General features: G+C 67.9%; 15 protein-coding genes. 8 read left to right on the forward strand and 7 right to left on the reverse strand.

Annotated elements, in window-relative coordinates:
• Positions 1–23: 23 nt before the first annotated feature.
• Together serB and mfd are read right to left on the reverse strand one after the other, a co-directional pair.
• The gene (serB, locus tag AAID08_RS06265) at positions 24–881 is read right to left on the reverse strand and encodes a phosphoserine phosphatase SerB (RefSeq protein ID WP_395757467.1); all 858 of its coding nucleotides are present in this window, start codon (positions 879–881) and stop codon (positions 24–26) included.
• A 23-nt stretch (positions 882–904) separates the two neighbouring features.
• Entirely contained in the window at positions 905–4,387 is a 3,483-nt protein-coding gene (gene mfd, locus AAID08_RS06270) for a transcription-repair coupling factor (RefSeq protein ID WP_167517608.1), read from the reverse strand.
• Between the two features lie 29 nt (positions 4,388–4,416).
• Here mfd and ispD point away from each other — a divergent pair, with 29 nt between their 5' ends.
• The 3 genes from ispD (at position 4,417) to AAID08_RS06285 (ending at position 7,952) form a co-directional block, all read left to right on the forward strand.
• Positions 4,417–5,100 carry a 2-C-methyl-D-erythritol 4-phosphate cytidylyltransferase gene (ispD, locus tag AAID08_RS06275; RefSeq protein ID WP_144654948.1) on the forward strand — a complete coding sequence of 228 codons (684 nt, stop codon included), beginning with the start codon at positions 4,417–4,419 and terminating at the stop codon, positions 5,098–5,100.
• Positions 5,097–5,582, forward strand: a complete 486-nt coding sequence (gene ispF / locus AAID08_RS06280) for a 2-C-methyl-D-erythritol 2,4-cyclodiphosphate synthase (protein ID WP_064525979.1) — start codon at positions 5,097–5,099, stop codon at positions 5,580–5,582. Before ispD ends, ispF begins: the two co-directional genes overlap by 4 nt.
• A 399-nt stretch (positions 5,583–5,981) precedes the next feature.
• Entirely contained in the window at positions 5,982–7,952 is a 1,971-nt protein-coding gene (locus AAID08_RS06285) for a DUF4344 domain-containing metallopeptidase (protein WP_240806391.1), read from the forward strand.
• A gap of 101 nt (positions 7,953–8,053) precedes the next feature.
• Here AAID08_RS06285 and AAID08_RS06290 read toward each other — a convergent pair whose 3' ends face one another.
• The 4 genes from AAID08_RS06290 to ompR all read right to left on the reverse strand — a co-directional run bounded on the left by AAID08_RS06290 (position 8,054) and on the right by ompR (position 11,419).
• Positions 8,054–8,572 (reverse strand): carboxymuconolactone decarboxylase family protein, encoded by a 519-nt coding sequence (locus AAID08_RS06290; RefSeq protein ID WP_054501595.1) that lies wholly within the window; start codon positions 8,570–8,572, stop codon positions 8,054–8,056.
• A 75-nt stretch (positions 8,573–8,647) separates the two neighbouring features.
• Complete coding sequence (locus AAID08_RS06295; RefSeq protein ID WP_006389231.1) at positions 8,648–9,196, reverse strand: peroxiredoxin; 549 nt, start codon at positions 9,194–9,196, stop codon at positions 8,648–8,650.
• A gap of 59 nt (positions 9,197–9,255) precedes the next feature.
• Positions 9,256–10,650, reverse strand: coding sequence for an ATP-binding protein (locus AAID08_RS06300; protein WP_054501594.1), 1,395 nt, complete (start codon positions 10,648–10,650; stop codon positions 9,256–9,258).
• Between the two features lie 34 nt (positions 10,651–10,684).
• Positions 10,685–11,419, reverse strand: coding sequence for a two-component system response regulator OmpR (ompR, locus tag AAID08_RS06305; protein ID WP_003813882.1), 735 nt, complete (start codon positions 11,417–11,419; stop codon positions 10,685–10,687).
• A 131-nt stretch (positions 11,420–11,550) separates the two neighbouring features.
• Between ompR and tsaB the strand changes: the two genes are divergently transcribed.
• Positions 11,551–12,822, forward strand: coding sequence for a tRNA (adenosine(37)-N6)-threonylcarbamoyltransferase complex dimerization subunit type 1 TsaB (tsaB, locus tag AAID08_RS06310; RefSeq protein ID WP_175167572.1), 1,272 nt, complete (start codon positions 11,551–11,553; stop codon positions 12,820–12,822).
• Positions 12,819–13,775 carry a uracil-DNA glycosylase gene (locus AAID08_RS06315; RefSeq protein WP_395757468.1) on the forward strand — a complete coding sequence of 319 codons (957 nt, stop codon included), beginning with the start codon at positions 12,819–12,821 and terminating at the stop codon, positions 13,773–13,775. Before tsaB ends, AAID08_RS06315 begins: the two co-directional genes overlap by 4 nt.
• 66 nt (positions 13,776–13,841) lie before the next feature.
• Here AAID08_RS06315 and lplT read toward each other — a convergent pair whose 3' ends face one another.
• Positions 13,842–15,158 carry a lysophospholipid transporter LplT gene (gene lplT / locus AAID08_RS06320; protein ID WP_054501592.1) on the reverse strand — a complete coding sequence of 439 codons (1,317 nt, stop codon included), beginning with the start codon at positions 15,156–15,158 and terminating at the stop codon, positions 13,842–13,844.
• Between the two features lie 313 nt (positions 15,159–15,471).
• Here lplT and smc point away from each other — a divergent pair, with 313 nt between their 5' ends.
• From smc to ligA, 3 genes are read left to right on the forward strand one after another with little or no spacing between them, the layout of a single operon-like run.
• A complete protein-coding gene (gene smc, locus AAID08_RS06325) occupies positions 15,472–19,005 on the forward strand; it encodes a chromosome segregation protein SMC (protein ID WP_395757469.1) in 3,534 nt (1,177 codons plus the stop codon).
• Between the two features lie 46 nt (positions 19,006–19,051).
• Positions 19,052–20,116 (forward strand): cell division protein ZipA C-terminal FtsZ-binding domain-containing protein, encoded by a 1,065-nt coding sequence (locus AAID08_RS06330; RefSeq protein ID WP_144654952.1) that lies wholly within the window; start codon positions 19,052–19,054, stop codon positions 20,114–20,116.
• Positions 20,116–22,218: an NAD-dependent DNA ligase LigA gene (gene ligA, locus AAID08_RS06335; RefSeq protein ID WP_395757470.1), complete on the forward strand. Its 2,103-nt coding sequence runs from the start codon at positions 20,116–20,118 to the stop codon at positions 22,216–22,218. Before AAID08_RS06330 ends, ligA begins: the two co-directional genes overlap by 1 nt.
• Positions 22,219–22,386 lie beyond the last annotated feature (168 nt).

Below are 22,386 nucleotides of genomic sequence, written 5' to 3' on the forward strand. Positions count from 1 at the left end.
GCTTTCCGCTGGGCGCGCCGCGATCAGCTTTCGAACCAGTTCAGCACGCCGTCCAGGCCCGAGACGTTCAGCGCGTAGCGCGTCTGCTGCCGCACCAGCGGCTTGGCGTGGTACGCCACCGGAAAGCCCGCGGCGCCCAGCATCTTCAGGTCGTTGGCGCCGTCGCCCATGGCGATGATCTGCTCCTTGGTGGCGCCGTGGGTGCGGGCGAACTCGCGCAGGTAGACGGCCTTGGCGTCGGCGTCCAGGATGTCACCCAGCACGCGGCCGGTCAGCACGCCGTTGTCGATCTCGAGCGTGTTGGCGTGCGCGCTGTCCAGCCGCAGGCGCTCGCGCAGGCGGTCGGTGAAGAAGGTGAAGCCGCCCGACACCAGCAGCACCTTGATGCCCGCCGCCTGGGCGGTGGTGATCAGCCGCTCGGCGCCCGGGTTCAGGCGCAGTTTCTCGGTGTAGACCTGTTCCAGGGCCTCGGCCGGCACATTCTTGAGCAGCGCGACGCGGCGCCGCAGGCTTTCGGCGAAGTCCTTGATCTCACCGCGCATCGCGGCCTCGGTGATCTCCGAAACCTTGTCCTTGACGCCGGCCACGCCGGCGATCTCGTCGATGCACTCGATGTTGATGAGCGTCGAGTCCATGTCCATCGCCAGCACCTTGCAGTGCGACAGCTTCAGGCCGGCCGGCACGAAGGCGGTGTCGATGCCATGGCGCTCGGCCCACGCCACCACGTCGGCGCGGGTGGCGTCGTCGTGCTGCACGTCGAGCAGGCGAGCGGCCGTGGCGCTGATGCGGGCCACGCCTTGCGCCTGCGCCAGCGCGGCGAGCTGTTCGGCGTGTTCGACCGTCAGGCCGGGGGATTGGACGACGAGGTGATGGATAGTCATAAAAATGCGAAGGTCGGGGCGGGTTACTTCAAGGCGCGCAGCACGGCGCGCACGGCGTCGGCGCGGGCCGGGATCTGCGCGGCCTTGATCTCAACCCGCAATTTATCCTGTCCGGCGAGTTTGATGTGGCGTTGCCGCTGCACCAGCTCGATGATTTTCGCCGGATCGACGCTGGTCTTGGGGCCGAACTGCAGCAGCGCCTGGGTTTCGCTGGCGTCGATCTTGACGATGCCCAGCGGTTGCGCGGCCAGGCGCAGGCGGTGCGTGGTCAGCAGCGTCTGCGCCGCCTCGGGCAGCTTGCCGAAGCGGTCGATCAGTTCTTCCTGGATCTGGATCAGGTCGTCCTCGTCGGCGGCGTGGGCCAGGCGCTTGTAGACGCTCAGGCGCGCGTGCACGTCGGCGCAGTAGTCGGACGGCAGCAGCGCCGGCGCGTGCAGGTTGACCTCGCAGGCCAGGTTGAAGGGCGCGTCCAGGTCCGGCTCTTCGCCGGCGCGCAGGGCGCGCACCGCTTCGTTGAGCATTTCGTTGTACATCGAGAAGCCCACTTCCTGGATGTTGCCCGACTGCGAATCGCCCAGCACTTCGCCGGTGCCGCGGATCTCCAGGTCGTGCATGGCCAGGTAGAAGCCCGAACCCAGTTCCTCCATGGCCTGGATCGCCTCCAGCCGCTTCTTGGCGTTGCTGGTGATGGCGTCCTCGCCCGGTGTCAGCAGGTAGGCGTAGGCCTGGTGGTGCGAGCGGCCGACGCGGCCGCGCAACTGATGCAACTGCGCCAGGCCGAAGCGGTCGGCGCGGTGGATCACGATAGTGTTGGCGCTGGGCACGTCGATGCCGGTCTCGATGATGGTGGTGCACAGCAGCACGTTGTAGCGCTGCTGGTAGAAACCCTTCATCACCTGTTCCAGGTCGCGTTCGGGCATCTGGCCATGGGCCACCGCGATGCGGGCCTCGGGTACCAGCTCTTCGAGGCGGGCGCGGCGGTTGTGGATGGTCTCGACCTCGTTGTGCAGGAAGTAGCACTGGCCGCCGCGCTTGAGCTCGCGCAGCAGCGCCTCGCGCAGCGTGCTGCCGTCCTCGCGCCGCACGAAGGTCTTGATCGCCAGGCGCTTCTGCGGCGCGGTGGCGATGACCGAGAAGTCGCGGATGCCCTCGAGCGACATGCCGAGCGTGCGCGGGATCGGCGTGGCGGTCAGGGTCAGCACGTCGACCTCGGCGCGCAGCGCCTTGAGCGCTTCCTTCTGGCGCACGCCGAAGCGGTGTTCTTCGTCGATGATGACCAGCCCGAGGCGCTTGAACTTCACGTCCTTGGACAGGATCTTGTGGGTGCCGATGACGATGTCGACGCGGCCGTCGTTGATGCCTTCGATGGCCGCCGACACTTCCTTGGCCGAGCGGAAACGCGACAGCTCCACCACGCGCACCGGCCAGTCGGCGAAGCGGTCGGAGAAGGTCTGCGCGTGCTGTTCGGCCAGCAGCGTGGTGGGGCAAAGCAGGGCGACCTGCTTGCCGTTGGCCACGGCCAGGAACGCGGCGCGCAGCGCCACCTCGGTCTTGCCGAAGCCGACGTCGCCGCACACCAGGCGGTCCATCGGCCGGCCCGAGGTCATGTCGGCGATCACGGCCTCGATGGCGGCGGCCTGGTCGGCGGTCTCCTCGAAACCGAAGCCCTCGGCGAAGGCCTGGTAGTCATTGAGCGGCAGGTTGAAGGCGAAGCCCTCGCGCGCGGCGCGCTGGGCATACAGCGCCAGCAGTTCGGCGGCGGTGTCGCGCACCTGCTTGGCGGCCTTGCGGCGCGCCTTGTCCCACTGGCCCGAGCCGAGCTGGTGCAGCGGCGCGGCTTCCGGATCGGCGCCGCTGTAGCGGGCGATCACGTGCAACTGCGACACCGGCACATACAGCGTGCTGCCGTTGGCGTATTCGAGATGCAGGAACTCCATCTCGCCTTCGCCCATGTCCATGTTGACCAGGCCGTGGTAGCGGCCGATGCCGTGCTGGGCGTGCACCACGGGGTCGCCGGCGCGCAGTTCGGACAGGTCGCGCACCATCGCTTCGACGTTGCTGGCGCGTTCCTGGTCGCGTTTGCCGCGCCGGCCGGTGCTGGCCAGTCCCGGATAGAGGTCGTTCTCGGTCAGGAAGGCCAGATTGGCCTGCGGCAGCTCGAAGCCGGTGGCCAGCGGCGCGGCGACGATGCCGAAATGGGCGTCGGAAGCCAGGAAGGCTTCGATGCTGTCGGGCTGCGCGTCGGGGGTGACGCCGAACTCGTTGAGCATCTGCACCAGCGTTTCGCGGCGGCCGGCCGAGTCGGCGCACAGCAGCACACGGCCTTGCGGCTTGCCGACGTGCGTGCGCAACTTGGCGATCGGGTCTTCGGCGCGGCGCGCCACGCTCACGTCTGGCGCGGCGCGGAAGTCGGGATGGGGCTGGCCGGCGGCCAGCGCCAGGCGGCGGAAATCCTTCAGGCGGGCGTACAGCGTCTGCTCGTCCAGGAACAGCGCCGACGGCGGCAGCACCGGGCGCTCGCGGTCGCTTTTCAGGAAGCCGTAGCGGCTGCCGGTGTCCTGGTGAAAGCGCATCATGGCGTCGTCGATGTCGCCGACGGTGACGGTGATGGCGTTGTCGGCCAGGTAGTCGAACAGCGTCGCGGTCTCGTCGAAGAACAGCGGCAGGTAGTACTCGACCCCGGCGAAGGGGATGCCGTTGCCGATGTCCTTGTAGGGCAGGGCGCGCGACGGGTCGCCTTCGAACACTTCGCGGAACCGCGCGCGGAAGCGGTTGCGCGAATCCTCGTCCATGGGGAATTCGCGGCCCGGCAGTAGCTGTACCTCGCGCACCGGATACAGGCTGCGCTGGGTGTCGACGTCGAAGCTGCGGATGGTCTCGATCTCGTCGTCGAACAGGTCCAGGCGGTAGGGCAGCGCCGATCCCATCGGGAACAGGTCGATCAGGCCGCCACGCAGACAGAACTCGCCGGGCGCGGTGACCTGGGTGACGTGGTTGTAGTTGGCCAGCGTCAGTTGCGCGCGCAGCGCCGCCTCGTTGAGCCTGTCCTTCTGCTTGAAGGAAAAGGTGTAGGCTGCCAGGAACGACGGCGGCGCCAGCCGGTACAGCGCGGTGGTGACCGGCACCGTCAGCACGTCCACCGTCTTCATCATCAGCGAGTGCAGGGTGTGCAGGCGCTCGGAGATCAGGTCCTGGTGCGGCGAAAATGCGTCGTACGGCAGCGTTTCCCAGTCGGGTAGCTGGCGCACGCGCAGGCCGGGCGCGAACAGCGCGATTTCCTCGGCCAGGCGCTGCGCTTCCAGCGGCTCGGCGGTCAGCACCACCAGCGGCGCCGCGGCCTGCCGCGCCAGGTCGGCCAGCAGCCAGGCGTCGCCCGAGCCGGGCGGGCGCGGTTGCGCATAACGCGTGCCGGGCTTGAGCGCGGCGAGAGTGGGGGCGGTCGCGGGAACGGGCGGCGCTGCCGTGGCGGAGGAGGTGGGAGCGGGCATCAGGCTGGGAGCAGGCATCAAGCGGAAGATTATAAAATCACCGAACCATGTCTGACTCAATCATCGCAATCGTTCCCGCCGCCGGCGTCGGCGCCCGCGCCAGCCGCCCCGGCGCTGAGAGCGTGCCGAAACAATACCGTCCGTTGGCCGGACAGCCCATGCTGCGCCACGCGGTGGCCGCGTTGCTCGCCGACGACCGCGTGTCGCAGGTGCGGGTGGCGGTGACGCCTGGCGACGGCTGGGTCGACCAGGCCCTGGCCGGCCTGCCGCGCACCGTCTGGCGTGCCTGCGGCGGCGCCACTCGCGCCGATACCGTGGCGGGGGCGCTCGCTGAAAGCGGGGTTTCCGACGCGACCTGGGTGCTGGTGCACGACGCGGCCCGCCCTGGCCTGCCGGCCGCGGCGCTGGCGCGCCTGATCGACGCCTGCCTGGCGGACCCGGTCGGCGGCCTGCTGGCGCTGCCGGTGGCCGACACCGTCAAGGCCGGCCACGAGCGCGTCGAGCGCACGCTCGACCGCAACGGCCTGTGGCTGGCCCAGACGCCGCAGATGTTCCGCGCCGGCGCGCTGCGCGATGCGCTGACGGCTGCCGCGGTCAATGGCGTGGCGGTGACCGACGAGGCCTCGGCCATCGAGGCCGCGGGCTACGCGCCGCTGCTGGTGCCCGGCGCGATGCGCAATTTCAAGGTGACCTGGCCGGACGATTTCGAACTGATGGAAAAATGGCTATGAGTATTCCTTTTCGCGTCGGACAGGGTTTCGACGTGCATGCGCTGGTCGAGGGCCGGCCGCTGATCATCGGCGGCGTGACCATTCCCCACAGCCACGGCCTGCTGGGCCATTCCGATGCCGACGTGCTGCTGCATGCGATCACCGACGCCTTGCTCGGCGCCGCGGGCCTTGGCGATATCGGCCGCCATTTTCCCGATACCGACCCGGCCTTCAAGGGCGCGGACAGCCGCGTGCTGCTGCGCGAGGCCATGGCGCGGGTACGGCAGGCCGGCTGGACGCCGGTGAACATCGACGCCACCCTGCACGCGCAGGCGCCGAAGATCGGCCCGCATGCGCCGGCCATGGCCAGGAACATCGCGGCCGACACCGGCCTGGCCGAAAGCGAGGTCAACATCAAGGCCAAGACCAACGAAGGCCTGGGCTACCTGGGCCGCAAGGAAGGCATCGCGGCGACGGTGGTGGCGCTGCTGGCGCGGGCCTGAAAGGCGCCTGGCTGACCGATGCTTGAACGAATGGCGCGGATATCTCCGCGCCATTTTTTTGCGCGCATGCGTTGTTTTATTCGCACGGATAGCCGCGCGGATACATGTCCATAATAAATTAACAAAACGCAAAAGAGGCCGTGAGCCGCGCCCCTGCTGCGGTTCGGCCAGGATTGCCCTTGGTTTCGGCCGCCAGCGCCCGGAACAGGCCGTGCTTTCGTCTTGCGGGTGCATTTGAACTGGAATACGCTGCCGCTACTCAACGTCTGAATAATAGGGACACTGGAAATGCATGTACGTGGCGCTGCCTTGTTTCTGGCCCTCGTCGCCTTTGGTTCGCCTGCACATGCAGAATTCGAGCAGCAGCTCGGCCCGCTTTCCGGGGCTGTCCGATCCCAGATGCTGCAGGGCTGGACCGCGGGTGTCGAGGATGGCTGGTTCACCTTGCGCAACCGGGCGGCGGCCGGCAGCGAACAGACGCTCTATCTCAACGTGGGCGAGGCGCCGGAAAGCGGCCGCGTCACCGACGTCAATGTGGTCCTGAACTCGACCAACCCCAAAGCCTCGATCGGCGTCGTGTTGAACAACCGCCCGCGCAAGGCCCTGTGCCTGCTCGAGCTCACGGCGGCCAAGCAGACCATCCTGTTCTGTCTGAACGGCGACAAGCGTCGCGATATCGCCAATGTGCCCAACGTGGCCAAGCTGGACGGCTCCGACCGGATCAAGGTCGTCGAAGTGCCGGGCGCGGCGCGCTTCATCGTCAATGGCCAGAAGATCGGCGATATCGAGAACGAGCCCGCGCTGGGCTCCGAAGTCGGCATCATGGCCTATGACGTCGGCACCTTCGGGATCGCGGACTTCGCCATCGCCACCAACGTCGCTGCCAACACCGGCCAGGGCGGTGGCGCGCAACCGCGTCAGCAGCCGGCGCGCGCGCCCCAGGCCTCGCCGGATTCCGGCGCCAGCAGCGGCCTGCCGGGCTCGGGTCCGTATCCGCGCTTTGGCGGCGACTCGCTGCGCATCGTGGCGGTGTACATCGGCATCATGCGCAGTATTTTCATGCATGAGTTCGGCCACGCCTTGATCGGTGAACTGGAGCTGCCTTCGACCGGCGCCGAGGAAGACGCGGTCGATATCTATTCGGCGCTGCAGATCGTCGAACCCACCATGTACCCGTCCAGCGACAAGGACACCAACGCCATGGCCCAGGGCGCGGCCAAGTACGCCGCGCTGCAGTGGTACTACAGCGGCAAGGTGGCCGAGGCCCAGGGCGCCGGCAATTCTCCCTGGCAGGACGAGCATACCGGCGACCTCAAGCGCTTCCGCAACATGCTGTGCATCATGTACGGCGGCAACCCGGGCGTGTTCGAATCGCTGGTCGAGCAGGTTGGCTTCGAAGACCGCACCAAGTCGCGTTGCGCCGACGAGTTCACCAAGCAGAACCGCGCCTGGCGCCGCATCCTGGCGCCGCATACCCGCGTCGGCACCTGGTCGCCCGACGGCCAGCAGCCGGCGAACGCGCCCGGCGCGCCGGTGAACGTGACCTTCGAGCCGTCGTCGCGCCGCATCGGCAACCTGTTCGCCAACAACCTGTCCGAAGCCATCTCTAAAGACATCAAGCTGCTGGGCCAGACCTACGTCCTGCCGCGGCCGGTCAACGTGGTCTTCAAGGACTGCGGCAAGCTCAACGCCTGGTACAGCCCGCGCGAAGGCTCGATCACCATGTGCTACGAGCTGATCGAGAACATCGCGGTGATGATCTCCGACATCGAGATGGGCACGGTCGGCGGCGAGCCCAAGCAGGGCGGGGCGGCGCCGCAGCGGTCTCCGCAGCAGGCGCCGCAACCGCCGCGCCAGCAGCCGCCCGCCGGCCAGCCGCAGCGCGCGCCCGGCAACGGCGGCTTCGACGAACTGCAGGACAGCGGCGTGCCGCCGACGACGCTGCTGTTCTCGGCGCCCTACAAGGGCCCGACGCCCAACACCCATCCGCGCGCCAAGGTGATCACCACCAAGGACGTGGTGGCCCTGCTGACCGATGAAAAGAACAAGAACTTCCTGGTGATCGATACCAGCGGCCTGCGCGAGACCATCCCCGGCGCGTTCCCCCTGAGCGACGCGGGTTCGGATGGCGCCATTACGGACCAGATGCAGGAAGCCTTCGATGGCTGGCTGCACAAGAAGACCGGCACCGAGAAAGAGCACAACGTGCCCCTGATCATCATGGGCGCCGGCATGAATGATCGCTCTTCCTATAACGCCGCGCTGCGCGCCGGCATGATGGGCTGGCCTGTCTACTGGTACCGAGGCGGCATGGAGGCCTGGGTTGCCAACGGCCTGCCGACGACCGCCGTGAAGTCGCAGGGGCAGTAAGACGCTTCGCGGGGCGGCGCAACGGCCGTCCGGTAAATGAAAAAGCCCGCCTGTTCGCACAGGCGGGCTTTTTCATTGTTTCGCGCGAAGGCGCGCCAGGCTTACTTGCCCTGGGCGGCCAGCGCCAGGGCGGCGGCGTTGACCACGGAGGCGATGCGGCCGGCGTCGCGCAGTTGTTCCGTCGACAGGCCGTCCTTCTTCAGGTTCTCGTAGTGCGAAGCGACGCAGAAGTGGCACTTCCCGATGATGGAGGCCACCAGCGCGAACAGCTCGAAGCGCTTCTTCTCGACGCCGCCGTGGGTGGCGTAGGCATTCATGCGCAGTTGCGCCGGCAGGCTCTTGAGCTGCGCGTCGCCGGTCATCTCGACGTACGGGTACCAGGTGTTGTTCATGCCCATGAGCGCCGACGCGGTCAGCGCGGCATTGGCGTCAGCTTCCGACAGGCCGCTCTTGAAGGCTTCGACCAGCACCGGGCTGCGCGCAGCGTAGGCGGCCGACAGGGCGGCGCCGACGGCGTCTTCCGGGGCCAGGGTCGAGCGGGCGATCACGGCGTCCAGATTCAGGCGGATGTCCTTGGCCCAATCCGGTAGTTGTTCCTTAATGGTCGTCAGAAATTCCATAGTTTTTACCTATAATCTAGCGCAGTTAAAGCCCGGCGAAGGACCTGCGGGCAGGTCCCTCGGCCGGGCTGGAAATTACAGCGTGGCGCCGCCAACCGTACGGTTGCACGGGCACAGCTCGTCGGTTTGCAGGCCGTCGAGCAGACGCAGGACTTCTTCCGGGTTACGGCCGACGTTCAGGTTGTTCACCGAAACGTGCTGGATCGTGTTGTCCGGGTCGACGATGAAGGTGGCGCGCAGGGCAACGCCAGCGCCCTTTTCACGCACGCCCAACTGGTCGATCAGGGCGCCGGTGGTGTCGCCGAACTGGTAGTGACCCAGCTTGTTCAGGTCCGGGTGCTCACGGCGCCAGGCCAGCTTGACGAATTCGTTGTCGCTCGAGCCACCCAGCAGGACGGCGTCGCGGTCTTCGAAATCCTTGGCCAGCTTGTTGAAGCCGACGATTTCGGTCGGGCACACGAACGTGAAGTCCTTCGGGTAGAAGTAGATCACCTTCCACTTGCCGGGGAACGAGCTTTCGGTGATGTCTTCGAAAGCCGAGACGCCGTTTTCTTCGTGTTGGTTGAAGCCGGGCTTGACGCCGGTAACCTTGAAGGGCTCGAGTTTGTCGCCAACAGTTTTCATGTTTACTCCCAGTAGTTGTTGGTGGAATTAAGGCGGTGCCTCAAACCATAAATTCTACGCTATGGATTATCGTTGTCTAATTGATAATTCCTAAACTTCGCTTTGGGCAGCTCTATGCGGGCGGTCAGGCCGCCACCCTCGCGCGGCAGCATGCGCAGGGCGCCGCCGACGTGCTTGAGCAGGCGTTCGACGATGGCCAGGCCCAGGCCGGCGCCGCTGACGCCGGTGCGGGCGGCCTCGCCGCGTGAAAAGGGACGCAGCAGACGATCGACATCTTCGGGGGCGATCCCGGGGCCGCGGTCGGACACCTCGATCACGATCATGCCGCCCTCAGCTTGCAATGTCATGACCAGATGGGCCATCCCGTCGCTCGAGCGGCCATAGCGGCGCGCGTTCTCGATGAGGTTGCTGACGATGCGCTTGAGGTCGAGCGCGGTGATGCGGGCGCGCAGCCCGGGTTCGAGCGTGGCCTCGAGCTCGCCACCCAGTGACGAAGTATGACTGCGTTCACGCTCGTACAGCTCGGCCAGCACGGCCGAGATATCGGTGGCCAGTTGCGGCAGGGTGCCGGCGGGGCGGGCATATTCCATCAGTTGGCCGATGCTGTGGTCGATCTGGCCGAGGTCTTCGTCGATGGCCTGGCGCGCGTCTTCCGAAACCCCGCTCAGTTCGATTTCCAGGCGCATGCGCGCCAGCGGCGTTCGCAGGTCATGGGAAATGCCGGCCAGCATCAGTTCGCGGTCGGCCTCGGCCTGTCGCAAGTCCTTGGCCATGCGGTTGAACGAGGCGTTCAGGTCGCGGATCTCGAGCGGGCCCTGTTCGGGCAGGGGCGCCGGCGTTTCGCCACGCGACAACACCTGGGCCGCGCGCGCCAGTCGCGACAGGGGCCGGTTGACGAAACCGACGCTGACGGCCGCGCCCACCAGGGATAGCAGTAGCGCCGTGGCGCCCCATCCCAGCCACTCGATGCCGCCGGTCAGGCCAATCTGCTCGCGCTCGAATACCAGCCAGTAGAGATCCTTTTCGATCTGGAAGCTGACCCAGAAGCCCGGCACCTGGTTCACGCCCCAGGCGATCTGGGTTTCCGGGCCGAAGCGCGTGCGGATGTGCTGCGCCACGCGCTGCCAGTAATCGTCGTCGGGAAGGGCCTCGGCGAAGTCGGTGACCTCGCGCGGATAGACCTGGATGCCTTCGTTGGTGGCCAGGTCTAGCAGGAGCTTGCTGCGTTCGCCGTTATGGGAATAGATCAGCGCGGTGCGCGTGATATTGACGGCCGTGATCACCCGCTGCGCCATCTGATTGGCGCGCGGCCCCAGCTCCATGCTGAAGAAGACTTGTAGCCACGCCCCCAGGCTGACCAGCATGAGCGCGGCCAGCAGCAGGAACGTGCGGCCGAACAAGCCAAGCCGCAAACGTGAAGTCAGGTTCCTGAAGGTTCTGCGCAAGCGGGGCACGAGGCTGCGCTCCTGCCCGGGGCGGGCGTGTCGATCAACTACCACCGTCCGGCACAAACACGTATCCGAGACCCCAGACGGTCTGGATGAATACGGGCTTGGACGGATTCGGCTCGATCAGCTTGCGCAGGCGCGAGATCTGCACGTCGAGGCTGCGGTCGAAGGCTTCGTATTCGCGGCCGCGGGCCAGTTCCATGAGCTTGTCGCGCGACAGCGGAATCTTCGGGTGGCGGGCAAACACCTTGAGCACCGAGAATTCGCCAGTGGTGATGGGCACCTGTTCGCCGTTGCGCGTGAGCGTGCGGGTCGACAGGTTCAGCACGTAGGGGCCGAAAGCGATGGATTCGTTTTCCTGGCTGGGGGCGCCGGGATGTTCCTCGGTGCCGCGGCGGCGCAGGATCGCGTTGATCCGGGCCAGCAGCTCCCGGGGGTTGAACGGTTTGGACAGGTAATCATCCGCGCCCATCTCGAGGCCGACGATGCGGTCGATTTCTTCCGCCTTGGCCGTCAGCATGATGATGGGGGTATTGTCGTGGCCACCGCGCAGCCGGCGGCAGATGGACAGGCCATCTTCGCCGGGCAGCATCAGATCCAGCACGAGCAGGTCGAAGTGCTCGCGTTGCCAGAGTTTGCCCATCTCTTTGGCGTCTTCGGCAACGAAAACGTTGAATCCCTGCTCGGACAGATACCGACGCAGCAAATCGCGCAAGCGCGGATCATCGTCAACGACGAGGATTTTTCGGGTGGGGGTGGTGTTTTGCGTGTTCATGGCCGGAAATGTAACAGTGACAAGAACCAGCGGCTAGTGGGCGTTCACAAGATATTACACATTGCGAACCATGGTTGAAATCCCCCTTACATACGGGGTGAATGCCCCGGTATTTCGTACAATCTGCATCTATGGAACTAAACCTGCTGGCTCTTGAAACCTCTTCGTCGCGTTGCGGCGTGGCCCTTTTGCGCGTCTCCCACGGGCGGCTGGAGGTTGCCGTCCGCGAACACGAGGGCTCCCAGGAGCATGCGGAACGCCTCCTGCCGATGGCCAACGAGCTACTGGCCGAGGCTGGCCTGGCGCCCGCCGCGCTGCAGGCGGTGGCGTTCGGCCAGGGGCCCGGCGGCTTCACGGGATTGCGCGTGGCCTGCGGCGTGGCCCAGGGCATGGCCATGGGCCTGGGCATCCCGGTATTGCCGGTGGTCTCGCACCAGGCCGTGGCCGCGCAGGCAGGCGGCGGGCCGGACGACGCCATCGTGGTGGCGCTGGACGCCCGCATGAATGAAGTCTATCTGGCGGTGTACCGTCAGGGCGCCAGCCCGACGGGCGAGCCCGCCTGGGACACCCTGCAGGCGCCGCTGCTGATCGCGGCCGCCGAGGTGGTCCCCTGGACGGCGCATCACCTGCCGGCCTGGTCGCGCTCCGCCGGGCAGCCGCTGCGGGCGCTGCTGGCGGGCGACGCCTGGGATGCTTACGCTGGCGAAATGACGATTCCCGCCGGCTGGCGCCGCGCCGCCGAGGCGCGGCGGCCCGAGGCCGCCAGCGTGGCGCGCCTGGCGCGCCTGGCCTGGCAGCGCGGTGAAACCGTGCCCCCGGAGCTGGCCGCGCCGCTGTACGTGCGCGACAAGGTTGCCTTCACCACGGCCGAACGCCTGCGCGGCGAGGGCGGCAATCCCAAGGCGCAGTCGACGCTGGCGCCGGCCTGCCCGCAACCGCTGACCGACGCGGATCTGGACGAGGTCGTGGCTCTGGAGGCCAACGTCCAGGCCTTCCCCTGGACCCGCGGCAATTTCACCGACGCGCTGGCCGCCGGCTATGGCGCGTGGACGCTGCGGCGCGCGGGCCGGGTGGCGGGTTTCTGCATCCTGATGTTCGCCCCCGACGTGGCCCATCTGCTGGTGATCGCCGTGGCCCGAGACCTGCATCGGCAGGGGCTGGGCAGCGTGTTGCTCGACTGGTGCGAGCAGCAGGCGCGCGAGCGCGGCCTTGAAGGCGTGCTGCTGGAAGTGCGTCCCTCCAATGTGTCGGCCGTCGAGTTCTACAAGGCTCGCGGCTACCTGCAGATCGGTCTGCGACGCGGTTATTACCCGGCCGAGAAGGGCGGACGCGAGGATGCGCTGGTGATGCAGAAGCGCGTGGATGCGCCTGTCTCCGCGGCGTCCGCGGGAGCGTCGGCGTGACGGCGCCCAATACCGTGCCGGCCTCGTCCGCGCCCCGCGTCAATCCGCTGCAGCGCCTGTGGCTGCGCGAGCTGGGCATGGAGCGCCTGTGGTTGCGGCCGACGCCGCAGCCGGTGGCCGCGCCCGCGCCGCAGGTCGTTGTTTCCAAAAAAGATTCCCCGGCGGTCGAACAGGCCGGCCGGGCTGCGGCGCCCGCGCCGGCGCGCGACGTTGCCGCGCCGCCGCCGGCAGTGGCGCAGGCCCAGGCGGCAGTGGCGCAGGCCCAGGCGCCCGCCGCCCGGCCAGCCGGCCCGGGACCGGGCCTGCGCAATGGTCCGCCGCCGAAGCCGGTCCCCAAGGCGGCGGTCGAAGAGGCCGCGCCGGTGGTCATTCCGGTCGCCGAAGCGGTTAAGAATGCCAACCTGGATGAATTGCGCGAGCAGGTGCTGGCCTGCACCGCCTGTGGCCTGTGCGGCGGCCGGCGCCACGCGGTGTTCGGCCACGGCGGCCAGCCCACGCGTTGGCTGGTGGTGGGCGAGGCGCCGGGCGAGCAGGAAGATCGGCAGGGCCAGCCCTTCGTTGGCCGCTCCGGACAATTGCTGGATGCCATGCTGTCCGCCGTCGGCATGAGCCGCGAGCGCGACGTCTTCATCGCCAATGTGATCAAGTGCCGTCCGCCGGGCAACCGCAATCCCAAGCCCGAGGAAATCGCCGCCTGCAGTCCCTACCTGATGCGCCAGATCGCGCTGCTCAAGCCCGAACGCATCCTGGTGCTGGGCCGCTTTGCCGCCCAGACGCTGCTGGGCACGGACGCCACCATCGGCAGCCTGCGCGGTCGCGTGCACCAGATGAAAACGGACGAGGGGCGCGAGATTCCGGTGGTGGTGAGCTATCACCCGGCCTACCTGCTGCGCAGCCCGGCCGAGAAGGCGCGGGCCTGGCAGGACCTGAAATTGGCGGCCCGGCAGTCATAGGCCCGCGATGTCGCGCAGACCCGGGGGGCGCCGGGCCGGGGCCGCGCGGACGGCCCGCCGTCTGATTCAGCGGGTGTGCGAGTCCAGCGCGTGACCGTGGCCTTCCTGGCCGATCTGGTCGTGCAGTTCGGGATTGGCCGCCAGGTTGCGCTTGCTCCAGCGCATGAATACCACCATCAGCACGGCCACCACGGTGCCGAAGATCACGATGATGATGTTGATGGGCAGTTGCAGCCATAGCAGCAGCGTGTACACGGCCACCATCAGCAGGATGTTGAGCTGCTCGTTGAAGTTCTGCACGGCGATCGAGTGGCCGGCCGACAGCAGCACGTGGCCGCGATGCTGCAGCAGGGCGTTCATCGGCACCACGAAAAAGCCCGCCAGCCCGCCGGTCAGCAACAGCAGCAGGTAGACGCTCCAGGGCGAATAGACCAGCGGCATCAGCAGCACCACCAGGCCCATGGCCGCGCCCACCGGCAGCACCGATAGCGCGCGGCGCAGCGGAATGCGGCCGGCCAGGATCGAACCCACCACGGTGCCCAGGGCGGCCACGCCCATCAGCATGGAGGCCTTGTCGAGCTGGTAGCCCAGGTGGCTGCGGCCCCATTCGATGACGATCAACTGCAGCGTGGCGCCGGCGCCCCAGAACAGGGTGGTGACGGCCAGCGAGATCTGGCCCAGCTTGTCCTTCCAGAGGACGCGGACGTAGCCCCAGAAGGTGCCCATCAGCTTGATGGGGTTCTTCTGCTGCGGCGGATAGCGCACGTGGGTGTGCGGGATCAGCAGGTTGCACAGCGCTGCCAGCAGGTAGACGAAGGCGATCACCAGGATGGCCGCCTCGGCCGGGGTGTGCACCAGCTTGCCGATGAAGGAATGTTGCAGCAGTGCCGTGGAGACGGTGTTCGAGATCAGCAGGCCGCCGAGCACGGTGCCCAGGATGATGGAGAAGACGGTCAGGCCCTCGATCCAGCTATTGCCCTTGACCAGCATGCTGGGGGGCAGCATTTCGGTGACGATCCCGTACTTGGCGGGGGAGTAGGCGGCGGCGCCGATGCCGACCACGGCGTAGGCCGCGCAGACCAGATAGGTCTGGTATTCAGGCGCCACGCCGATGCTGGCGTAAGAGAACATCAGCAGGCAGCCGGCCACCTTCAGGGCGTTGGTCGAGAACATCACGCGGCCCTTGGGGTACGAGTCGGCGATGGCGCCGACGAAGGCCGCCAGCACCACGTAGGCCAGCGCGAAGGACCATTTCATGATCGGGGCCAGCCAGTCGGGGCCGTGCAGTTCCTGTATCAGGGCGATCGCGGCGATGAATAGCGCGTTGTCCGCCAATGACGAGAAGGCCTGCGCGGCCATGACCAGATAGAAACCTCGTTTCAAGAATGTCCCCGTACTTTGACCTGAGCCCGGTCGGTCTGCGTGAAAATTATGCGTCTTGCGAAAAAGTGTCAGCGAGTATAGCCCGTGCCAGGGGGAGGGCTATTCAGCGTTTGCCCGCGGGTTGCGGCGGATCAGTCGCGCGCCCGCCGAAGGGGCGGGCAGTCCCCGGCTTGACCTTTGCTCACGTTTGGGGACAGACTGCCTGCGGTATCATACGACCCATACGCAAGCCGGCCCTACACGGGCCGGTTTGCAATCTGTGCGGCAGGTCCGTTAACGCCTTTCGTTCAACCCACCCCGTCGTCATCGTACTGTGCGTCTTACTCAGCTCAAACTCGCCGGCTTCAAGTCCTTCGTCGATCCCACCGTGATTCCCGTGCCCAGCCAGTTGGTGGGCGTGGTGGGCCCCAATGGCTGCGGCAAATCGAACATCATCGACGCGGTGCGTTGGGTGCTCGGCGAGGCCAAGGCCTCGGAGCTGCGCGGCGAGTCCATGCAGGACGTCATTTTCAACGGCTCGGGCAACCGCAAGCCGGCGGCCCGCGCGTCGGTCGAAATGGTGTTCGACAACAGTGAAGGCCGCGCGGCCGGGCAATGGAGCACCTACGCCGAGATCGCGGTGCGCCGCGTGCTGACCCGCGACGGCACCAGCAGCTACTTCGTCAATAACCAGCAGGTCCGCCGCCGGGACATCCACGACATCTTCCTGGGCACCGGCCTGGGCGCGCGTGGCTATGCCATCATCGGCCAGGGCATGATCAACCGCCTGATCGAGGCGCGCCCCGAGGAACTGCGGGTGTTCCTGGAAGAGGCTGCCGGCGTGTCGCGCTATAAAGAGCGCCGCCGCGAGACCGAAAACCGCCTGTCCGACACCCGCGAGAACCTGACCCGCGTCGAGGACATCCTGCGCGAACTGAACAGCCAACTGGAAAAGCTGGAGGCGCAGGCCGAGGTCGCCACCCGCTACCGCGAGCTGCAGGCCGATGGCGAAAAGAAGCAGCACGCGCTGTGGTTCCTGAAGGAAACTGGCGCGCGCGAAGAGCGCGCCAGGAAAGCCCAGGAAATGGCCCAGGCCCAGAACGAGCTGGAAGCCGCCATCGCCGGCCTGCGGGCCGGCGAGGCCGCGCTCGAATCCCGGCGCCAGGCCCATTACGCCGCCAGCGACGCCGTCCACACCGCCCAGGGCGCCCTGTACGAGGCCAACGCCCAGGTCAGCCGGCTGGAGGCTGAAATCCGCCACGTGGTGGATTCCCGCAACCGCCTGCAGGCCCGCCGCGATCAGTTGCAGCAGCAGATCGCCGAATGGACCAGCCAACGCGAACACTGCACCGAGCAGATCGCGCAGGCCGAGGAAGACCTGGCCGCCGGCGCCGCCCGCACCGAAGAGGCGCGCGCCGCCGCCGAGGATGCCCAGGCGGCGTTGCCGGCGGTCGAGCAGCGCGTGCGCGAGGCTGCGTCCGGTCGCGACGAAATGCGAGCCGCGCTGGCCCGGGTGGAGCAGAACCTGGCCCTGGTGGCACAGACCCAGCGCGACGCCGACCGCCAGATGCAGGCCCTGGAGCAGCGCCGCGAGCGCCTGCAGCAGGAACTGCGCGAATTGCACAGCCCCGATCCGGCGCGCCTGGAACAACTGGCCGGCGACCGCCTCGCCGGCGAAGACCAGCTCGAGGAGGCGCAGGAAGCGCTGGCGACCCTCGAAGCCCAGGTCCCGGACGCTGATGCCGAGCGCAGCCGCGCCCAGGCCGCCGCCCAGACCGAAGCGCAGAACCTGGCGCGCCTGGAAGCCCGTCTGTCGGCGCTGGTGAAACTGCAGGAAGACGTGCAGAAGCAGGGCGCGCTGGAGCCTTGGCTGGCCAAGCACGAGCTGGCCGGCCTGCCGCGCCTGTGGCAGAAGCTGCATATCGAACCGGGCTGGGAAACCGCCCTGGAAGCCGCCCTGCGCGAGCGCATGGCGTCCCTCGAGGTGCGCAGCCTGGACTGGGCCCGCGCCTTTTCCGAGGACGCGCCGCCCGCCCGCCTGGCCTTCTACCAATTGCCGGTCGCTGCCCCGGCGCCGGCGGCCCCCGCCGGGCTGACGCCGCTGGCCAGCCTGCTGCGCATCACCGACCCCGACCTGCGCACGCTGCTCAATGACTGGCTGGGCGGCATCTACACCGCCCCCGACCTGGCCCAGGCGCTGGCCACTCGCGCCACGCTGCCGGCCGGCGCCGCCTGCGTCGTCAAGTCGGGCCATCTGGTGGATGCGCACAGCGTACGCTTCTATGCCCCGGATTCCGAGCAGGCGGGCCTGCTGGCGCGCCAGCAGGAAATCGAAAACCTGCAACGCGAGATCAAGGCCCAGCAACTCATCACTGACCAGGCCCGCGCCGCCGTCGCCCGCGCCGAGGTGGCCTGGCAGCAGGTCAGCCAGGCTATCGCGCCGGCCCGCCAGCGGGTCGCCGAAGTCACCCGCCGGGTGCACGACATCCAACTGGAACACTCGCGCCTGCAGCAGCAGGCCGAGCAGTCCGGCCAGCACGCCGCGCGCCTGCGCCAGGACCTCGAAGAGATCTCTGCGCACGAGGAAGACCTGCGGGCCACCCGCGAAGAGGCCGAAGCCCGCTTCGAGGCGCTCGATGAAGAGCTGGCCGAGCACCAGTCGCGCTTTGCCGACGCCGAAATGGATGGCGAGACCCTGGCGGCCCAGGCCGAAGCCGCCCGCGCCCGCCTGCGCGAGCTCGAACGGGCCGCGCAGGAAGCCGAATTTGCCGAACGCGGCATCCAGGTCCGCATCACCGACCTGCAGCGCAACCGGCAACTGGCGGCCGACCAGAGCCAGCGTGGCGAGGTCGAGCTCGAGCAATTGCTGGCCGACCTGGTCGACCTGGATGCCTCGGCCTCCCAGGCCGGCCTGCAGGATGCCCTGGAATTGCGCGCCGAGCGCGAAGAGGCGCTGTCGCGCGCCCGCCAGGAGATGGAAAACCTGGCGGCCCTGCTGCGCGGCGCCGACGAAGACCGCATGCAGCAGGAGCGCACGCTCGAACCGCGCCGCGCCCGTATCACCGAGCTGCAGTTGCAGGAGCAGGCGGCGCGCCTGGCCGAGGAGCAATTCACCGAACAGCTCAACGCCCGCGAGGTCGACCGCGAAGCCCTGGCCCAGGACCTGGCCAACCAGCCCGACGAATGGCGCCGCGCGAGCTGGCTGCAATCGGAAGTCACTCGCATCTCGCGCCAGATCGAAGCGCTGGGCTCGGTCAACCTGGCCGCGCTGGACGAACTGAACACCTCGCGCGAGCGCAAGGGCTTCCTGGACGATCAACACCAGGACCTCATGACCGCCATCGAGACCCTGGAAGACGCGATCCGCAAGATCGACCGCGAAACGCGCGACCTGCTGCAAGAGACCTTCAACGTCGTCAACGGCCACTTCGGCGAGCTGTTCCCCAAGCTGTTCGGGGGCGGCGAAGCCAAGCTGACCATGACCGGCGAGGAAATCCTCGACGCCGGCGTGCAGGTCATGGCGCAGCCGCCGGGCAAGCGCAACAGCACCATCCACCTGCTGTCGGGCGGCGAAAAGGCGTTGACCGCCACCGCGCTGGTGTTCGCGCTGTTCAAGCTGAACCCCGCGCCGTTCTGCCTGCTGGATGAGGTGGACGCGCCGCTGGACGACGCCAACACCGAGCGCTACGCCAACCTGGTCGCCAACATGAGCGAGCAGACCCAGTTCCTGTTCATCTCGCACAACAAGATCGCGATGCAGATGGCCAAGCAACTGATCGGCGTCACCATGCAAGAGCAGGGGGTTTCGCGTATCGTTGCGGTAGACATAGATTCGGCCGTCCAGATGATGGCCTCCGAAGCGGCATAAACCCAATATTCAGAATGGCGCCGGCTTCATGGCGCGGGATTTACACATGAGTGATTTGCAGATCGGGCTGATTGCCCTGGGCGTCTTGCTGATACTGCTGGTGCTGGGCTTCAACTGGTGGCAGGACCGCCGCGTCCGCCGCAAGATGCAAAGCCATTTCCCCACCTCCGAGCAGGATCCGCTGCTGGGGGCGGGGGCGGCCAACGCCGCGGGCGGCGCGCCGGTGCGCCGCGAGCCGGGCATGGGCGACGCCCCCAAGGCGCACCCCGAGCAGCCGCGGCCGGTCGACCCGGGCAGCGATGCCGATGACACCGAGGAACCCGATCCCGCCTGCGAGGTGGTCATCGAGATCAACTTCGCCGAGCCGGTGCGCGGCGCCGACCTGCTGCCCTACATGCAGAGCCTGCGCCAGGTGGGCCGCAAGCCCATGCGCGTGTTCGCCGAGACCGACCAGCGCCGTCACCGCGCGCGCGTGCACAGCGGGGAGTCTTATGCCTCGATGCAGCTTGCCGTGCTGCTGGCCAACCGCAGCGGTCCCCTGACCGCGATCGAATGGTCGCAGGCATGGGCCCGCGCCCAGGACATGGCCGAGCGCTTCGACGCCACCATCGAAGGCCCCGACCAGCAAGCCGTGCTGGAACAGGCCGCGCGCCTGGACGATACCTGCGCCGCGCTGGATACCCAGGTTGGCCTGACGTTGCTGCTGGGCGCCGCCCAGCCTGCTGCCGAGGTGCTGAGCGTCGCCCGCGACGCCGGCTTCGTCGCCGATGGCAACCGTCTGGCCTGGCCGGCGGAGAATGGCGTGGCCCGCTTCACCCTGGCGCGCGCCGACGGCGCCGCCTTCGACGCCGGCATGGGCGGTATCGAGCGCCTGTACCTGTTGCTCGATGTGCCTTGCAGCCCGGCCGACAGCCGCGCCTTTGGCCGCATGGTCGACGTGGGCCGCGAGCTCGCCGCCCGCCTGCGCGCCGATCTGGTCGATGACCAGGGCAAGCCCCTGGCCGATGGCTCGGAAAGCGTCATCGACGAACGGCTGCAGGTGCTGTTCGGCCAGTTGGAGCAGGCCGGCCTGCCCGCAGGCAGCGAGCGCGCGCAGCGGGTGTTTGCATAATGAGCAAGGCCGGAGGGACCCCCGCGGCGGAAACCGCGGCGCGCCTGCGCGCGGAAATCGAGCAGCACAACGTCCGCTATTACGTCTACGACGACCCGTCGATCTCGGATGCCGAGTACGACCGGCTGATGCGAGAGCTGCAGGACCTGGAAGCCGCGCATCCGGAACTGGTCACGCCCGAATCGCCCACGCAGCGGGTCGGCGCGGCGCCGGTCTCGGCCTTCGGCAGCGTGCGCCATGCGGTGCCGATGCTGTCGCTGGGCAATGCCTTCGACGAAGAGGACGTGGTGGCGTTCGACCGCCGCGTTACCGACACGCTGCGCGGCGCCGGCCTGCTGGGCCCGGCGCAGCAGGCGGAATATTTCTGTGAATTGAAGCTCGACGGCCTGGCGATCAGCCTGCGCTACGAGGACGGCCGGCTGGTCCAGGCAGCCACGCGGGGCGACGGCCAGACGGGCGAGGACGTCACTTCCAACATCCGCACGATCAAGGCGATCCCGCTGCAGTTGAGCGGTCCGGCGCCCAAGGTGCTGGAAGTCCGCGGCGAAGTGCTGATGAACCGCGCCGATTTCGAGAAGCTCAACGCGGCGCAGGCCAAGCGCGACGAAAAAGTCTTCGTCAACCCGCGCAACGCGGCGGCTGGCAGCCTGCGCCAGCTCGACCCGCGCATCACCGCCAAGCGGCCGCTGCGCTTTTTCGCCTACGGCTGGGGCGAGGTGCAGGGCCTGCCGGGCAGCCAGAGCGGCCTGTTCGACGAGGCGCCGGCCGGCGCGGCGGAGGCCGCCGCCACCTTGCCCGAGAAATCGCACGGCGCCATGCTCGATTGGTTGGCCGCGCTCGGCCTGCCCGTCAACGTCAAGCACAACCATCGCGCCACCGGCGCCGAGGGCCTGATGGCCTTCTACGCCAAGGTCGGCGCCTTGCGCCCCGAGCTGCCCTACGACATCGACGGTGTGGTCTACAAGGTGGATTCGCTGCCGGCGCAGAAGTTGCTGGGTTTCGTGGCGCGGGCGCCGCGCTTCGCCCTGGCGCATAAATTTCCGGCCGAAGAGGCCACCACCACGCTGTTGGACATCGAGGTGCAGGTCGGCCGCACCGGCGCGATCACGCCGGTGGCGCGGCTCAAGCCGGTGTTCGTCGGCGGCGTGACCGTCACCAACGCCACGCTGCACAACGAAGACGAGATCCGCCGCAAGGACGTGCGCATCGGTGACACCGTCATCGTGCGGCGCGCGGGCGACGTCATCCCGGAGGTGGTGGGGGCCGTGCTCGAAAAACGTCCCGCCGACGCGCGCGAGTTCGTCATGCCCAAGGCCTGCCCGGTCTGTGGCTCGGCGATCGAGCGCCTGGAGGATGAGACCATCGCCCGCTGCACCGGCGGCCTGTTCTGCGCCGCGCAGCGCAAGCAGACCCTGTGGCATGCCGCCAGCCGCAAGGCGCTCGACATCGAGGGCCTGGGCGAGAAACTGGTGGAACAACTGGTGGACAGCGGCCGCGTCAAGTCGCTGGCCGACCTGTTCAGCCTGCGTCCGCTCGAGCTGGTGGGGCTGGACCGCATGGGCCAGAAGTCGGCCGACAATCTGGTCGAGGCCATCGACAAGGCCCGCGCGCCGGCGCTGGGACGCCTGCTGTTCGCGCTGGGCATCCGCCACGTTGGCGAGACCACGGCGCGCGACGTCGCGCGGCATTTTGGCAGCATCGAAGCCATCATGGATGCCGATGAGGATGCGCTGTCCTCGGTGCCTGACGTGGGGCCGGTGGTGGCGGGTTCGATCCGCCGCTTTTTTGCCGAGCAGCACAACCGTGACGTCATCGACCAGCTCAAGGCGCAGGGAGTGCATCCGGTGGCCGAAGCCGTGCCGCAGGACACCACGCTGGCAGGCAAGACCTTCGTGCTGACCGGCACGCTGCCCAATTGGACCCGCGAGGAAGCGTCCATGCGCATCCAGGCCGCGGGCGGCAAGGTCAGCGGCTCCGTGTCCAAGAAGACCGCCTATCTGGTGGCGGGCGAAGACGCCGGCAGCAAGCTCACCAAGGCCCAGGAATTGGGCGTTACGGTGTTGGATGAGGATGCGCTGAAGGCGTTGCTGGGCGTGTCCTGATCGCGCCGGGGCCGCGCGCCGGCCCGTTCCCCCGCTCTGTCAAACAGGCCGCCCGCCCTTGGCGCACGGCCTGTTTTCATTTCCGGCCCGGTCGCCACGATGCCATGTCGACATCTGCCGGAAAAAAAACTGCCCGCGCAGGGCGGGCAGTTCTTTCGGGGGAAGACG

Source organism: Achromobacter sp. EB05 (assembly GCF_044232075.1).
In the GTDB taxonomy this organism is placed as follows: domain Bacteria; phylum Pseudomonadota; class Gammaproteobacteria; order Burkholderiales; family Burkholderiaceae_B; genus Achromobacter; species Achromobacter dolens.

What these genes read in the sequence shown, in the direction of transcription:
- serB (WP_395757467.1), bottom strand. Translation starts at nt 881, where the DNA reads ATGACTATCCATCACCTCGTCGTCCAATCCCCCGGCCTGACGGTCGAA.
- mfd (WP_167517608.1), bottom strand. Translation starts at nt 4,387, where the DNA reads ATGCCTGCTCCCAGCCTGATGCCCGCTCCCACCTCCTCCGCCACGGCA.
- ispD (WP_144654948.1), top strand. Translation starts at nt 4,417, where the DNA reads ATGTCTGACTCAATCATCGCAATCGTTCCCGCCGCCGGCGTCGGCGCC.
- ispF (WP_064525979.1), top strand. Translation starts at nt 5,097, where the DNA reads ATGAGTATTCCTTTTCGCGTCGGACAGGGTTTCGACGTGCATGCGCTG.
- AAID08_RS06285 (WP_240806391.1), top strand. Translation starts at nt 5,982, where the DNA reads ATGCTGCAGGGCTGGACCGCGGGTGTCGAGGATGGCTGGTTCACCTTG.
- AAID08_RS06290 (WP_054501595.1), bottom strand. Translation starts at nt 8,572, where the DNA reads ATGGAATTTCTGACGACCATTAAGGAACAACTACCGGATTGGGCCAAG.
- AAID08_RS06295 (WP_006389231.1), bottom strand. Translation starts at nt 9,196, where the DNA reads ATGAAAACTGTTGGCGACAAACTCGAGCCCTTCAAGGTTACCGGCGTC.
- ompR (WP_003813882.1), bottom strand. Translation starts at nt 11,419, where the DNA reads ATGAACACGCAAAACACCACCCCCACCCGAAAAATCCTCGTCGTTGAC.
- tsaB (WP_175167572.1), top strand. Translation starts at nt 11,551, where the DNA reads ATGGAACTAAACCTGCTGGCTCTTGAAACCTCTTCGTCGCGTTGCGGC.
- AAID08_RS06330 (WP_144654952.1), top strand. Translation starts at nt 19,052, where the DNA reads ATGAGTGATTTGCAGATCGGGCTGATTGCCCTGGGCGTCTTGCTGATA.
- ligA (WP_395757470.1), top strand. Translation starts at nt 20,116, where the DNA reads ATGAGCAAGGCCGGAGGGACCCCCGCGGCGGAAACCGCGGCGCGCCTG.